General features: G+C 62.6%; 11 protein-coding genes and 1 other RNA gene. 1 reads left to right on the top strand and 11 read right to left on the bottom strand.

Features of this window, described 5'->3' with window-relative positions; genetic code table 11:
• The 10 genes from murF to rnpB all read right to left on the bottom strand — a co-directional run bounded on the left by murF (position 1) and on the right by rnpB (position 11,861).
• Entirely contained in the window at positions 1-1,455 is a 1,455-nt protein-coding gene (gene murF / locus ASD07_RS16665; RefSeq protein WP_055932678.1) for a UDP-N-acetylmuramoyl-tripeptide--D-alanyl-D-alanine ligase, read from the bottom strand.
• On the bottom strand, positions 1,455-2,999 hold the full coding sequence (locus ASD07_RS16660; protein ID WP_055932675.1) for a UDP-N-acetylmuramoyl-L-alanyl-D-glutamate--2,6-diaminopimelate ligase: 1,545 nt from the start codon (positions 2,997-2,999) through the stop codon (positions 1,455-1,457). Before ASD07_RS16660 ends, murF begins: the two co-directional genes overlap by 1 nt.
• A complete protein-coding gene (locus ASD07_RS16655) occupies positions 3,000-4,787 on the bottom strand; it encodes a penicillin-binding protein 2 (RefSeq protein WP_055932672.1) in 1,788 nt (595 codons plus the stop codon).
• Positions 4,787-5,059, bottom strand: a complete 273-nt coding sequence (gene ftsL / locus ASD07_RS16650) for a cell division protein FtsL (RefSeq protein ID WP_055932669.1) — start codon at positions 5,057-5,059, stop codon at positions 4,787-4,789. The genes ASD07_RS16655 and ftsL overlap by 1 nt, the downstream gene beginning before the upstream one ends.
• Complete coding sequence (gene rsmH, locus ASD07_RS16645) at positions 5,056-6,021, bottom strand: 16S rRNA (cytosine(1402)-N(4))-methyltransferase RsmH (RefSeq protein ID WP_055932666.1); 966 nt, start codon at positions 6,019-6,021, stop codon at positions 5,056-5,058. The genes ftsL and rsmH overlap by 4 nt, the downstream gene beginning before the upstream one ends.
• A gap of 13 nt (positions 6,022-6,034) precedes the next feature.
• Complete coding sequence (gene mraZ / locus ASD07_RS16640) at positions 6,035-6,463, bottom strand: division/cell wall cluster transcriptional repressor MraZ (RefSeq protein ID WP_055932663.1); 429 nt, start codon at positions 6,461-6,463, stop codon at positions 6,035-6,037.
• Positions 6,464-6,942: 479 nt separating this feature from the next.
• Positions 6,943-9,165, bottom strand: a complete 2,223-nt coding sequence (locus tag ASD07_RS16635) for a M9 family metallopeptidase (protein WP_055932660.1) — start codon at positions 9,163-9,165, stop codon at positions 6,943-6,945.
• Between the two features lie 97 nt (positions 9,166-9,262).
• Positions 9,263-10,036: an AraC family transcriptional regulator gene (locus tag ASD07_RS16630; RefSeq protein ID WP_055932656.1), complete on the bottom strand. Its 774-nt coding sequence runs from the start codon at positions 10,034-10,036 to the stop codon at positions 9,263-9,265.
• Positions 10,033-11,517 carry a glycerol kinase GlpK gene (glpK, locus tag ASD07_RS16625; RefSeq protein WP_055932653.1) on the bottom strand — a complete coding sequence of 495 codons (1,485 nt, stop codon included), beginning with the start codon at positions 11,515-11,517 and terminating at the stop codon, positions 10,033-10,035. Before glpK ends, ASD07_RS16630 begins: the two co-directional genes overlap by 4 nt.
• A 12-nt stretch (positions 11,518-11,529) precedes the next feature.
• An RNA gene (gene rnpB, locus ASD07_RS18130) (RNase P RNA component class A) lies at positions 11,530-11,861 on the bottom strand.
• Between the two features lie 320 nt (positions 11,862-12,181).
• Between rnpB and ASD07_RS16620 the strand changes: the two genes are divergently transcribed.
• Entirely contained in the window at positions 12,182-13,879 is a 1,698-nt protein-coding gene (locus ASD07_RS16620) for a thiamine pyrophosphate-binding protein (RefSeq protein WP_055932650.1), read from the top strand.
• 85 nt (positions 13,880-13,964) lie between these two features.
• On the opposite strand, the gene ASD07_RS16615 is transcribed toward ASD07_RS16620, so the two are convergent.
• Positions 13,965-14,432, bottom strand: coding sequence for a hypothetical protein (locus ASD07_RS16615; RefSeq protein WP_055932647.1), 468 nt, complete (start codon positions 14,430-14,432; stop codon positions 13,965-13,967).
• Positions 14,433-14,469 lie beyond the last annotated feature (37 nt).

Below are 14,469 nucleotides of genomic sequence, written 5' to 3'. Positions count from 1 at the left end.
TTAGTGTGTTTCCTTTGTAGCGTGTTGCGATCCAATCAAATGCTGCACGACCCGTTCCATCTTCATGAAGCGGGAGCCCTTGATCAATACGGTTGCATCCGGCGTTACCGCGGCGCTTACGGCCTGCAGCAGCGCGTCGAATTCCTGGTGGTACTCGGCATGGGGCGCCATGTGGGCGGCCAGCGTGCCGGTAGCGAAAAAGTGCTCGATGCCTTTGGTCGCTGCGTAGGCGGCGACTTCTTCATGAAACTCCTTGCCTTGCGTGCCTACTTCGCCCATGTCGCCCAGCACCAGCACGCGCGGCGCCTTGGCCTTGGCCAGCACATCGATGGCGGCACGCACGGAATCCGGGTTGGCGTTGTAAGTGTCGTCGATCAACAGCGCTCCGTTGGCGGCCTGCTTCTTCTCCAGGCGGCCATTCACCGGCGCGAACGCTTCCAGCCCTGTGCGGATGGTGGAAGTGTCGATGCCGGCGGCATAGGTACAGGCAATCGCAGCCAGCGCGTTGCGCACATTGTGATCGCCGGCAGCCTGCAGCGATACGCTGAAGTGGCGCGGCACCGCGTCCGGTGCGGAGAAAGATGCGGCGGCGCCATGGCCGGCTGCGTGCGCGTTTGCAGCGGGGCGCACGGTCACTTCCAGCTCGGAGCCGAAGTCGCCGGCGGTGTAGGTGCAGCTTACGTTGGCGGCAGCATCCAGGCCGAAGGTCAGCACGCGGCGGCCGACCGACAGCTCGCGCCAGACCGGCGTAAATTCGTCCCCATGGGGGAACACGGCCACGCCATCGCCAGGCAGCGCAGCCAGCACGCTGCCGTTCTCGCGCGCCACCGCTTCCACGGTGTGCATGAATTCCTGGTGCTCGCGCTGCGCATTGTTCACCATGCCGATGGTCGGAGCTGCGATGGCGCTGAGGCGGCCGATTTCGCCCGGATGATTCATGCCCAGTTCCACCACGGCGGAACGGTGCGATGTGTCAAGACGGAACAGCGTCAACGGCACGCCGATCTCGTTATTCAGGTTGCCGCGCGTCGCCAGCCGGCCGCCTTCGCCATGGGCGGCGGCCAGGATGGAGGCGATCATTTCCTTGACGGTGGTCTTGCCGTTGGAGCCGGTAACGCCAATCAGCGGCAGCGCAAACTGGCTGCGCCAGTAGTTGGCGATCTGGCCCAATGCCACCAGGGTGTCCGGCACCACGATGGCAGGCAGGGTCCAGCCCTTCGGCAACTTTTCAACCACCACGGCGACGACGCCCTTGTCGACCACCTGCTGCAGGAAATCGTGGGCATCGAATACCTCGCCGCGCAGGGCGACGAACAGCTGGCCGGCGCCGACCGTGCGGGTGTCGGTCGACACACCGTCGAAGTCCAGCGCCAGCGCGGCGTCATTGGACAGCACACCGTGATGCACGTGCGCGCCCTTCAATGCCGGCAGGATGTGGGCGATAGAGCTGCGCATCAGTGCGGCCTCATCATGGTAAGGCGTGCAGACAATGCAAGCTGCGCGTGCTCGGTGTCCGAGAACGGCATCTTGCGGCCCTTGATTTCCTGGTAGGGCTCGTGGCCCTTCCCTGCCAGCAGGATCACATCCGCCTTGCCGGCATTGCGCACGGCGGACAGGATCGCGGCGGCGCGGTCTTCCACCGTCAGGAATTCCGAATTCGGATGTTGCGGGTCCATGCCTGCCACGATCTGGCGAATAATCTCGGCTGGTTCTTCGCTGCGCGGATTGTCGCTGGTGACCAGCACATGCTCCGCCATTTGCGAAATCCTGCCCATCTGCGGGCGCTTGCCCGGGTCGCGGTCGCCGCCGCAGCCGAACACGCACCACAGGTGGCCGCCACGATCGGCCGCCACTGAACGCAGCGCTTCGAGCGTCTTTTCCAGGGCATCCGGGGTATGCGCGTAGTCGATCACGACCATCGGCGCTTCCTGGCCGCCGATCTGCTGCATGCGGCCCGGGGCCGGTTGCAGGGATTCGATGCCGTCGATGGCGGTGCGGAAGGCAACGCCTTTGGCCAGCAACACGGCCAGCACGGCCAGCGCATTGCTGACATTGAACGGCCCCACGAGCTGGGTGCGCACATGCGCATGGCCGAAGGTCGAATCCAGGTTGAATTCGGTACCCAGGTTGCGGCTGCGCAGCGCACTGGCGCGCAGCATGGAAATACCCGCCACGTTCGGCTGCGCCTTGATGTCTTTCAGCGTGTAGCCGATGATGGCCGGCTTGCGCGCTGCTTTAGAAGCCTTGATATGCGCGAGCAGGCGGTGGCCCATCGGATCGTCCAGGTTCACCACCGCGTGTTTCAGGTTAGGCCAGTCGAACAGGATGGTCTTGGCGGCTTCGTAGTTTGCCTCGTCGCCGTGGTAATCCAGGTGGTCGCGCGTCAGGTTGGTGAAGACCGCCACATCGAAATGCATGCCTTCGGTGCGGCCCTGGTGCAGGCCGATGGACGAGGCTTCGATGGCCAGCGCGCTGGCGCCGTCGGAATGCACTTCCTTCAGCTTGCGGGCCAGCAGCACGGCGTCCGGCGTGGTGTAGCCGGTTTCGTCGAAATCCACTTCGCCGCGGGCGCGGAACATGCCGACGCCCAGCGTGCCGATCACGGCGGTCGTTTCGCCTACTTTGGCCAGGGCCTGGCCGGTCCACACCGCGCAGGAAGTCTTGCCATTGGTGCCGGTGACGGCCACGGTGAACATGCCGGCATCGGGCTGGCCATACCAGGCGTGCGCAATCGGGCCGGCCTGCTTCTTCAGGCCCGCCACGGCGAGGTGCGGCACGGCATGCGCGGCATCCCAGGCGTACCCGGTGTCGTCGTACACCACGGCGGCAGCGCCGCTGGCGATGGCTGCGGCAATAAAGGTGCGGCCATCCTTGGCGTCGCCGGGATAGGCAAAGAATACGTCGCCGGCCTTGATGCGGCGCGAGTCGGATGCCAGTTGCGCATTGGGCGCAGCTTCACGCATCCAGCTGATAATTTCTTGATGGTTCATCGTCGTCATTTACATGGCCTCCGGTCCGGTGTCCGCCGGCACCACGATTTCGGTGACGTTGGAATCAGGAGGCACATTGGAGGCGCGCAATGCATTGATTGCGACAGCCGCGAAAGTTGGTGCTGCGACCGAGCCGCCAAAGTGGCCGTTCTGGGTCGGTTCGTCGATCATGACTGCAATGATGAAGCGCGGCGCCGACATCGGCACCATGCCGACGAAGGAACCGATGTATTTGCGCGGCATTGCATAGCGGCCGTTCTCCACCTTGTAGGCGGTACCGGTCTTGCCGCCTACGCGGTAGCCCGGAATCTGCGCCTTCTTGGCGGTACCGTCCTTGCCGGAGACAACGGCCTCCAGCATCTCGCGCATCTGCGCTGCGGTCTGCGGCTTGATGATCTGCTGGCCCAGCGGTTCTTTTTCGACCTTCTCAAACGACAAAGGAATGGTGTCACCATTCCGGGCAAACATCATGTAAGAGCGCGCCAGCTGTATCAGCGACACTGAGATACCGTTACCGTAACTCATGGTCGCCTGTTCGATCGGCCGCCATGATTTATAAGGCCGCACCCTCCCGGCTACCGCCCCGGGGAAACCCCATTTCGGTTGCTGGCCGAAGCCGACCTTGGTGAACATCTCCCACATTTCCTGCGACGGCATGCTGAGCGCAATTTTCGAGGTGCCGATATTGGACGACATCTCGATGATCTGCCCCACATTGATCACGCCGTGCGCCTTGGTATCCGAAATCGTACGGTCGGCGATGGTGAGTTTGCCGCCGCCGGTATCGATGAAAGTATTCGGCTTGACGCGGCCACTGTCCAGGGCCAGCGCCACCGTAATCGGCTTCAGCGTGGAACCCGGTTCGAAGGTGTCGGTCATCACGCGGTTGCGCAGCTGCGCACCGGTCAGGTTGCGGCGATCGTTCGGGTCGTAGCTCGGGTAGTTGGCCAGCGCCAGCACCTCGCCGGTATGGACATCGAGCACCACGGCGCCACCGGCCTTGGCGCCAAAATGATCGACGGCGTTTTTCAGTTGGGTGTAGGCGATATACTGGATCTTGCTGTCCACCGACAGCACAACGTTCTTGCCGTTATGCGGTTCTATCTTGCCGCCGATATCCTCCACGATGCGGCCCTGGCCATCCTTGATGACGCGGCGCGAACCGGGCTTGCCGACCAGATTGGCCTGCTGCGCCAGCTCCATCGACTCCTGGCCCTTATCGTCGACGTTGGTGAAGCCCACCATATGGGTCATCACCTCGCCTTGCGGATAGAAGCGCTTGTACTCGGGACGGATATCCATGCCCGCCAGATCCAGCGCCTTGATTTTGTCGGCCACCTCCACCTCGACCTGGCGTCGCAGGTAGACCAGGTTGCGATCGGAATCGAGCTTCTTGCGAAGCTCGGACTCGCTCATTTCCAGCAAGCCGGCCAGAGCGCGGATTTTGTCTTTCGGCGCCGCCAGCAATTCGTCCGGCGCAGCCCAGATAGCACGCACGGGGATGGACGAGGCCAATACCTGGCCATTGCGGTCGGTGATCTTGCCGCGCACGGCCGGCAATTCCTGCGTGCGCAGGTAGCGGTTGGCGCCCTGCTCCTTCAGGAACTCCGACTGGCGGGAAGTGCCCTGCAGCCAGACCGCGCGTGCAGCCAGCGCCCCGAAGGCGATGAACATCCCGAACAGCACAACGCGCGAGCGCCAGCTTGGCAGCCGCACCGCCAGTACCGGGCTCTTGGAGAAAGCCACGCCCTGCGAGCGTGCCACGCGGGCCGTTCCGGTTCCACCGCTGGAGCGCATCACTTTTCGCCCTCCGTCAGGTATTGGGTGCGGTTCGGCGTGAGCTGGGTCATATTCAGTTCACGGCGTGCGATTTCCTCGATACGGGCGTGCTTGCCCAGCGTCGACTGGTCGAGCTGGAGCTGGGCCCACTCGATATCCAGCTGGCGCGCCTGCGTTTCCGCGCGCTCCTGCTCCACAAACAGGTGGCGCGCCTGGTATTGCGCGTTAACGGCAGAAAGGCCGCAAGCGACCAGTAATGCCGTCAGCACGATATTGATCTTGTTGCTCATGGCAGGCCTCCGGTTGAAGGCAGGCGCATGGCGACCCGCATCACGGCCGAACGGGCGCGCGGGTTTTCATCCACCTCTTTATCGGACGGCTTGATACGTGCCAGCAGCTTCAGTTCCGGCTGCGGCAGGTCGACCGCCCTGATCGGCAGGCGCCGGTCCGGCTGCTCCACCTTGGCCTTGGAAGCGAGGAACTGCTTGACCATGCGGTCTTCCAGCGAGTGGAAGCTGATGATGGCCAGGATCCCGCCCGGCTTGAGGGCGTTGAACGCCTGGCTCAGGACCGATTCGAGGTCCTCAAGCTCCTTATTGACGAAAATCCGGATAGCCTGAAAGGTGCGGGTCGCAGGATCCTTGCCCTTCTCGCGAGTCTTGACCGCGCCTGCCACGATACCGGCAAGCTGTCGTGTGCTTGAAATTGGTTCGACTGCCCGGCGAGCAACAATCGCCTTTGCAATCTGAAAAGCAAACCGTTCTTCCCCATAATCCCTTATCACCTTTTCCAGTGTTTTTTCTGATTCCGTGGCCAGCCACTCGGCAGCGGAGATGCCGCGCGTGGTATCCATGCGCATGTCGAGCGGGCCATCGTTGCGGAAGCTGAAGCCGCGCGCAGCATCGTCCACTTGCGGCGACGAGATGCCGAGGTCCAGCAAGATGCCGTCGACGGCGGGAATGCCGCGTTCGGCCAGCGCATCCGCCATGGTGGCGAAGCTGTCGTGCACGATGGTGAAACGCTTGTCGCCGATGGTTTCGGCGTTGGCGATAGCTTGCAGGTCTTTGTCGAAGGCGATCAGGCGGGCGTCCGGACCCAGGCGGGACAGGATCAGGCGGCTATGGCCGCCGCGGCCGAACGTGCCATCTATATAGATGCCGTTGGCGCGCGCGCCGGCCAGGTCGAGCGCATCCACCGCTTCATCTAACAGCACCGTACGATGCTGGAACTCTGGCACCGAGGTCGTCGTCATATTGAACCGGGCCTCAGAAGGAGAAATCGGACAAGGTATCGGGCATGCCAACCTCGATGGTGGCTTGCTCGTTTGCGGCGCGCTTGACCGGATCCCAGATTTCGAAATGGGTCAGCATGCCGGATAGCACGACTTCGCGGCCAAGGCCGACGGCGTCGCGCAATTCAGGGGCAACCAGGATGCGGCCGGCCGAATCCATCTCGACGTCGGCGGCGTTACCCAGCAGGATGCGCTGCCAGCCGCGGGCCGACATCGGCCACGAAGCGATCTGGTCGCGTTTGGCTTCCCAGACGTGGCGCGGATACATCAACAGGCAGCCGTCCGGGTGTTTGGTAAGCGTGAGCCGTCCTTCGCACTGGATTACCAGTGCGTCACGATGCTTGGCCGGAATGGACATCCTGCCTTTCGCATCGAGAGTAATCGCGGACGCGCCTTGGAACACGACTTAACCTTATCTAAAAAATCCCACAAAACTACACTTTTTCACACTGTCGCCCACTTTAGAGGAAGCGCACAAGGTGGTCAAGCGAATTTCCCAAGCGAAAATAGCGATTTGTCCAATGAAATTAAGGACTTAGCGGCATTCCTTGAGAAATAGCCGAAGTAAAAACCACTGAGAAATTAGGGACTTATGAAAGATAGTGAAAGTGCTACTTCACGTGCAGGGCTGGCCAGAGAGGGGAAAAGTGACTAGAAATAAATTTGGAAAACTGCATTTGGTTGCCTTGAGGCAACGACAATTAAGCAATTTAACAACAAATGCCGCCGCCCGGATAAGCGGGAGAATTGCTGCCTGTCACGCTTTGCGCGCGATGTCGACCCTCGAAAAGAACATGCCGCCCAGTTTGGACTGGGCGGCAACTTGTATAGACATATGGCGAATGCCGCCGCTTGCCTACATTATACGGCTTGAGAGACTTGTCACTCGTAAGTGACGCCTACCGTGACGCCGCTGAACGGCTGCTTCGCTTCCAGCGTGATGTAATACCACTGGTTCGCCACCGGGCTCGGGATGCTGACATTTTCGGCATTGCCCGAGTTGGTGGAGGCATAGTCGTAGGAGGTGGTGCTCGGATAGCGGTTCAGGGCCACGTACATGTCCATATTGCCGCTGCCGCCCGCGCTCATGATCTTCACGTTCTTGGCACCGGCCGGCACGATCAGGTGCAGGTAGGTGCGGCTGCCGGAAGACAGGTTGCGGATTGCGCAGTTCTTGCCAAGGTAGCTTGGCGAGGACTGGCCGCTGCAGGCTGGCAGGTTGGACACGCTGTCAGGCAGCGGTGGTTCGCCGGCCGTGGTGGCCGCATCGGCCCAGGCAGCGAACTCGCTGTCGTAGCGGGCACCAATGTCGCGCATGAAGTCGTTGTAGCGCGCATAGTCGCCGACCCTGAACTTGGACAGCACCTGGTCTACGTCGGAGCGATGGCGCTCCATCATGAAGCGGGTCGCCATGTAGCCCCAGCGGTAGGCACGGTCCTGGTAATCCGACATCGAGTACGTATTGCCGAAGATGTCGCTGAGGCGGTATTTGCGGCTGCGCGCCATGTCGATTGCCGGCTGGTTGTTATTTTTCAGCGAGAGATATTCCGCGACACCCTCGATCCACCACACCGTCGGCACGGAAGTGCCCTGGCCGAAATCGCCGTACATGTCATAGCGGCCATCCAGGTAGTGCACATACTCATGCTCCAGGTTCCACACCTTGAAGGTCGGACGCAGCCACGACGCCTCGTGGGCGATGAAGCGCGCCTGGTTGCCGGCCACGGACGGATCGCCCTCCAGGTACATGCCGCCGTTATTGGTGTCGATGCCGTAGATCACGCTGGCGTACTTGCTGTAGTTGCTGTAGTCGTCGAACACCACCAGTTCCAGCGCGGTGTTGTTGTCATGCGCAACCGGGGTGCGGTTGGTCTGCAGCATGGTGTGGGCGTAGCCCTCTTCAGTCGCCAGGGCGGAGCAGATTTCCTGCACCTGGGCCTGGGTCACGTCCTGGGCACGCAGGCGCAGCGACGGGCTGCAGCTGTAGCTCGTCTTCAGCACCGCATTTGCCAACTGGTCCTCGTAATTGCACACGCCGTACTGCGCGCAATTGCCGCTGTCGTAGTACTTCACAGCCGCCGCTGCCGCCAGCCACATGCCGCTGTCGGCGCCCAGCATGGTGCTGGTATTCAGGGTGTTCTGCACCATCGGCTTGACCTGCGCCTTCAGTCCGGCGTACTGCATGAAGCGGAAGGCCTCGTTCGATGCATCGGTCAGGTGGGCGCCGGCGTTGGTGTTCAGCAGGGCCGCCTTGTTGTTGGTGATGAACGAGTACAGGGTGTTGGCGTAGGAGATGTCGCCCGACAGCGCCGTACCTGCGTTAGGGGACGTGTGGGCGCGGAACAGCACAGTCAGCGCACCGGTCATGCCGCCGCTGGCGCTATCCTGCTTCAGCGCTTCGGCAGCCGTCGGCTTGGCCGAAGTATTGGTGAAGCGCGCCACAGTGGCCTTCGCATCCGGCAGGAATTGCACCTCGTCGTTCATATTGGTGACAAGCTTCCATGCTTCGATCGCGGTGGACGGCGCCGCGGTGTTGTTGGCATACAGGCTGCTGCCCTGGGCCAGGCCATGCAGTGCAGTGCGAATCGGTGCGCGTACCGATTCGCTCAGCGCAGGAATGGTGCCGCCGCTGGCCTGGTAGTAGCCGGCGCGCAGGTAGAGCACCAGGTTCACCAGCTTCATGTTGCTGCCGTTGTAGCTGGATGCCTCGCTGGCCAGGCGGCTGGCGACGGCGCTCACGTTGGCGCTGGAATAGATACTGGTAGCGAGTGCCGGCGCCGCCGAGAACAGCGGATAAGTGCACTCGTAGTCAGGCAGCGTGGCCAGGTATTCGGCCAGTGCAGCGCCGCTGTAGCTGGCCAGGACGTTCATGTCCTTGCACTGCGGCGTTGCTGCCATCGGCGCCATGCTGGTTTTCAGGCTGCGCGGCATCAGGTCATTGCGCGGCTTGCGCGTTGGCGCCAGGTCGTACTTGCTCTGCTCCACCGATGGCGGCAGGGTTTGCCGCTGGTGCGGCGCGGGCGGCTGGTGCAGCTTGTTACCGCTATCCGCGTGGGCTTGCGCGGCGAGCAGCAAAGCTGCTGCGCCGATTGCTTTCAACATCATGTCTCCACCTCTTCTGTTATGTAATGGGAGCGCCCATGCTAACGAGGAGAGGTGGCGCGGCTTCAATCGTGTGCGCCGTTATGGTGATTTCGCTGCTTCAGCTAACGTGAACTGCACAGGCGATGGACGAAAAAGCCACAGGTGGACGCGCGCCGGAACCGGTTCGGAACTGGCTTGGCGTATAGCCTGTCATCGCTTTGAACTGGCGGCTGAAGGCACTGTGGTCGGTGTAGCCGCATTCGCGGGCGATGTCGGCGATGCTGCGGCCAGGGTGGGCTTCAATCAGCGCCAGCGCACCTTCCAGCCGCGATTGCAGCAGCAGCTGGCGCGGGCTGTAGTGGAAGACTTTCTGGAACAGGCGCTCTACTCGCGCCAGCGACAGGCCTTCTTCGCGCGCCAGGTCGGCCAGGTTCAGCTGCATATGGAAGTTGTCGCGGATGCGCTGCGCAATGCGCGCCACCTGGCGGTAAACCGGGTGCTGTTCGTCGACCAGGCCGAGGTCGTGCGAGGTGCCTACCAGGCCGACGATATCGCCTTGCTCGTTGCGCAGCGGGGCCTTGTGGGTCAGGCACCAGCCGCGGCGGCGGTTCGGGTACAGGTGCAGTTCGAGGTGCTTCTCGATGGTGGCGCCCATGTCGATCACCTGCCGGTCCTGCGCCTCATAAGCGGCAGCGAGGGGGCGCGGATGCACGTCCATCACGGTCTTGCCGAGGATGTCGGACTTGCTGCGCAGGCCGCAGCGGCGGGCCAGCGTATTATTGACGGCCACATAGCGGCCATCGCGATCCTTCACGAAGAAGGCTACTTCGGTCATCGCGTCGAACAGTTTTTCGATCGCGTCCAGCTCCACGTTCCAAGGACGGTCCGTCATAAAGGTGTCTCCCATGCTTTGGCGCGCTCTGTGGCGCGATTCCATTTTGCCAGCAACTCGGCCCGCTGGTCACCCCCCATCGCTGGAGTGAAGCGGCGCTCGCACGCCCATTGCGTGGCGATTTCTTCCTGCGATTCCCAAAAGCCGACGGCCAGGCCTGCCAGGTAGGCCGCGCCCAGTGCCGTGGTTTCGGTGACCTTCGGGCGCAGCACGGGAACGCCAAGAAGGTCGGATTGGAACTGCATCAGCATGTCGTTGCGGGCCGCGCCGCCGTCGGCGCGCATCTCCGTTACCGGCATAGCTGCATCTTTCTGCATTGCCGCCAGCAGTTCGGCGCTCTGGTAGGCGATCGATTCCACGGCGGCGCGCGCGATGTGCGCCTTGCTGCTGCCGCGCGTCAGGCCGACGATGGTGCCGCGTGCATACGGGTCCCAATGCGGTGCGCCAAGGCCGACGAAGGCTGGCACCAGGAACACGCCGCCGCTGTCAGGCACGCTGTTCGCCAGCGCCTCCACATCGCTCGATTGCTGGATGATGCCCAGCCCGTCGCGCAGCCATTGCACGGTGGCGCCGCCCATGAAGACGGAGCCTTCCAGCATGTAATCGGTAACGCCGTCGACGCGCCAGCCGACGGTGGACAACAGGCGGTTGTGCGAGGTGCGCGGGTGGCGGCCGGCGTGCATCAGCATGAAGCATCCGGTGCCGTAGGTGTTCTTCACCATGCCCGGCTTGTGGCAAGCCTGGCCGAAGGTGGCCGCCTGCTGGTCGCCGGCGATACCCGCGACCGGGATCGCATGGCCGAACAGGGCTTCGCGCGTGGTGCCGACTTCCTCGCTGGAGGATACCACCTGCGGCAGCATTTCTTCGGGGATGTCGAACAGGTGCAGCAGGTCCGAGTCCCAGCGCATCAGGTGGATGTTGAACAGCATGGTGCGCGAGGCGTTCGAGACGTCGGTGACGTGCACGCCGCACAGTTTCCAGGCCAGCCAGGAATCGATGGTGCCGAAGCACAGCGCACCCTTGCGTGCACGTTCGCGCGCGCCCGGCACGTGGTCCAGGATCCATTTGACCTTGGTGGCGGAGAAGTAGGCGTCCAGCTCAAGGCCGGTGGCATCGCAGATCATTTTCGCCTTGCCGGCGGCGCGCAGCTCTTCGCAATAATCGGCGGTGCGGCGGTCCTGCCACACGATGGCCGGCGCGATCGGTTCGCCGGTCTTGCGGTCCCACACCACGGTGGTTTCACGCTGGTTGGTGATGCCGATGGCGCGCACCTTCTTTACATCGAAATCCTGCAGGACTTTGCGTGCCACGGAGATCTGGCTGTTCCAGATTTCGTTGGGATCGTGTTCAACCCAGCCTGGCTGGGGGAAGTGCTGGGGAAATTCCTGTGCCGCGCATCCTGCGATTTTCCCTTCGTGATCGAACAGGATGGCGCGCGAGCTGGTTGTGCCCTGGTCCAGGGCGAGGATGTATTGAGTCATCTCTCAAGAATTAGTTGAAGCAAGCCGATAGGCCGGATTTTGTTACGGCACCCGAAGGTGCTATGACAGCCATTCCTCTAGGCGACGGATTGCTCCGCCGCTCAAGCTTTCTACCCGCACGCTCCGCGAGCAACATCATCGCGTGCCTATTTGAAATTGCACCAGGTGGAGGTTACCGCGTTTCACCGTAACTTAATACGCTCGTCTCTGTGGCCCTATTCCTCGCCTTATACCATTGCTGGCTTTCAGCGGACGGCCGTTAACCGTCACCCCGCTCTGTGGAGTCCGGACCTTCCTCCCGCCCATGTCTTGCGACATGAGCCAGCGGCTGTCTGGCTTGCTTCGGGCGGTATTTTACCAGCTTTAACCCCGGGGTCAGGTCCCGATTCCCGGCACGGCGCAGCCGTGCTGGGTCTTGGGCCCTGACTCCAACGTTATTTATCCGGGGTCAGGTCCCGATACCTGACACGGCGCAGCCGTGTTGGGTGTTGGGCCCTGACTCCAACATTACTTATCCGGGGTCAGGTCCCGATACCTGACACGGCGCAGCCGTGTTGGGTGTTGGGCCCTGACTCCGTCCATATAATTTGGTGTCGCAAATCGGAAAGCTATTTCCCTAGGGCAGGCATAGAATGCCAAATCCATGTATAAGAAGGCAAGTACCATGACGCAAACTCCTCGTTCCGGCGGCCAGATCCTGGTCGATGCGCTGAAAGTCCACGGCACCGATACCGCCTTCGGCGTGCCTGGCGAAAGCTACCTGGACGTGCTGGACGCCCTGCACGAATCCGGCATCCGCTTCATCATCAACCGCCAGGAGGGCGGCGCTGCCTTCATGGCCGACGCATACGGCAAGATGACCGGCAAGCCAGGCATCTGCTTCGTGACCCGCGGGCCGGGCGCCACCAATGCCTCGATCGGCGTGCACACCGCCTTCCAGGATTCGACCCCGATGATCCTGTTCATCGGCCAGGTCGGCAGCGATTTCATGGACCGCGAAGCCTTCCAGGAAGTCGACTACCGCCGCATGTTCGGCCAGATGGCGAAATGGGTCGCCCAGATCGACCGCGCCGACCGCATTCCCGAATACATTGCCCGCGCTTTCCAGGTCGCCACCAGCGGCCGTCCAGGCCCGGTGGTGCTGGCCCTGCCGGAAGATATGCTGACCGCCAAGGCAAGTGTCGCCGACACCCGTGCCTATGTGCCGACCCAGGGCGCCCCTTCCGCCCCGCAGATCGCGCAACTGCGCCAGATGCTGTCCGAAGCCAAGCGCCCGATGCTGCTGCTGGGCGGCGGCGGCTGGAACGAGCAAGCTACTGCCGATATCCGCAAATTCGCCGAAGCGAACAAGCTGCCGGTCGGCTGTGCCTTCCGTTTCCAGGACCTGCTGGACAACGCGCACCCGAATTACATCGGCGACGTCGGTATCGGCATCAATCCGAAGCTGGCCGCGCGCGTGAAAGACGCCGACGTGCTGATCGCCATCGGCCCGCGCCTCGGAGAAATGACCACCAGCGGCTACTCGATCATCGCCTCGCCGGTGCCGCAACAGCGCCTGGTGCATATCCACGCCAGCCCGGAGGAACTGGGCAGCGTCTACCAGGGCGAAATGATGATCGCCTCCGGCATGCCGCAGGCCGCAGCGATGCTGGCGGCAATGGAGCCGGTGGATGCGAGCGCCTGGCGCGACAGCGTCGAACAGGCGCGCGCCGAGTACAGCGCCTGGCAGCAGCAGCCGTCGATCTTCAAGGATAACAACGCCCCGCTGAACCTGTGGCAAGTGGTGCAGGAACTGAAGGCACAGTGCCCGGCGGACACCATCATCACCAACGGCGCCGGCAACTACGCCACCTGGGCGCATCGCTACTGGCCGTACGGCGGCATGCGCACCCAACTCGCGCCGACCAGCGGCGCCATGGGTTACTCGGTACCATCCGGCGTAGCCGCCAAAATCATCGACCCGGCACGCACCGTGGTCACTTTTGCCGGCGACGGCGAATACCTGATGAACGGCCAGGAACTGGCGACCGCCGTGCAGTACAAAGCTGGCGTGCTCATCATCGTATTCAATAACCAGATGTTCGGCACCATCCGCATGCACCAGGAGCGCGAATACCCTGGCCGCGTTTCCGGTACCACGCTGCACAACCCGGACTTCGCTGCAGTGGCCCGCGCCTTCGGCGGACATGGCGAAACCGTCGCGGCCACCGAGGAATTCGCGCCTGCCCTGCAGCGTGCCCTCGCCTTCACCCGCGAGCAGAACCTGCCGGCCATCATCGAGCTGCGCTACGACGGCAACCTGATCACCCCTGGCGCCACCCTCGACACCCTGCGCAAGCAGGCGATCGCCGCCGGCAAATAATCCCACCGACCCACAGTCAAAGGGCTGGCCCGCAATCGCGCGGCCAGCCCTTTTATATTTCGGTTACCACCATGCGGAGACCTGATTACCGCTTCGGCGCCGGACAGGACTTGCAGGCTTTGGCAGTGCGGCTGAAGTCGCGCACTTTGGCCAGTACCATTGGCTGCGACTGGTCATCGCAATAGCCGCCATCCAGCGTCAGCGTTTCGCCGCCGGGAGAGAACTTGCCGCTGATGGTGCGCTCTTCCTCCCCTTCCTGCACGGTGAAGTACATCATCTTGCCGCGCGGGTCGACATGCACGTCGTTCGCCACCAGCGGCCAGCTCAGGCCGCCAGCCGTGTATTCGTAAATTACCGTATCGACTTCGGCAAACCGCTGCAGCGTAATGCGCTGGCCGCCATATTCGCCGCTGCCTTCGTGCACGCACAGGTCAGAGTAAACCACCATGCCGTGGCGCGGCAGGCCTCCGGCTTTGTTGGCCGCCAATGCGGCAGGCAATACCGTGACTGAAGCGAGCAGCAGCGCGCTGCCGATGCGATGTGAAGTTTTCATATCAGCATTGTAAAAAAAAACGGCTGCGCGAGGCAGC

The sequence above is a fragment of the Duganella sp. Root336D2 genome (assembly GCF_001425005.1).
Taxonomy (GTDB): Bacteria; Pseudomonadota; Gammaproteobacteria; order Burkholderiales; family Burkholderiaceae_D; genus Rugamonas.
Note: the sequence above shows the minus strand (reverse complement) of the source record. Positions and strands in the feature narration are given on the sequence as shown.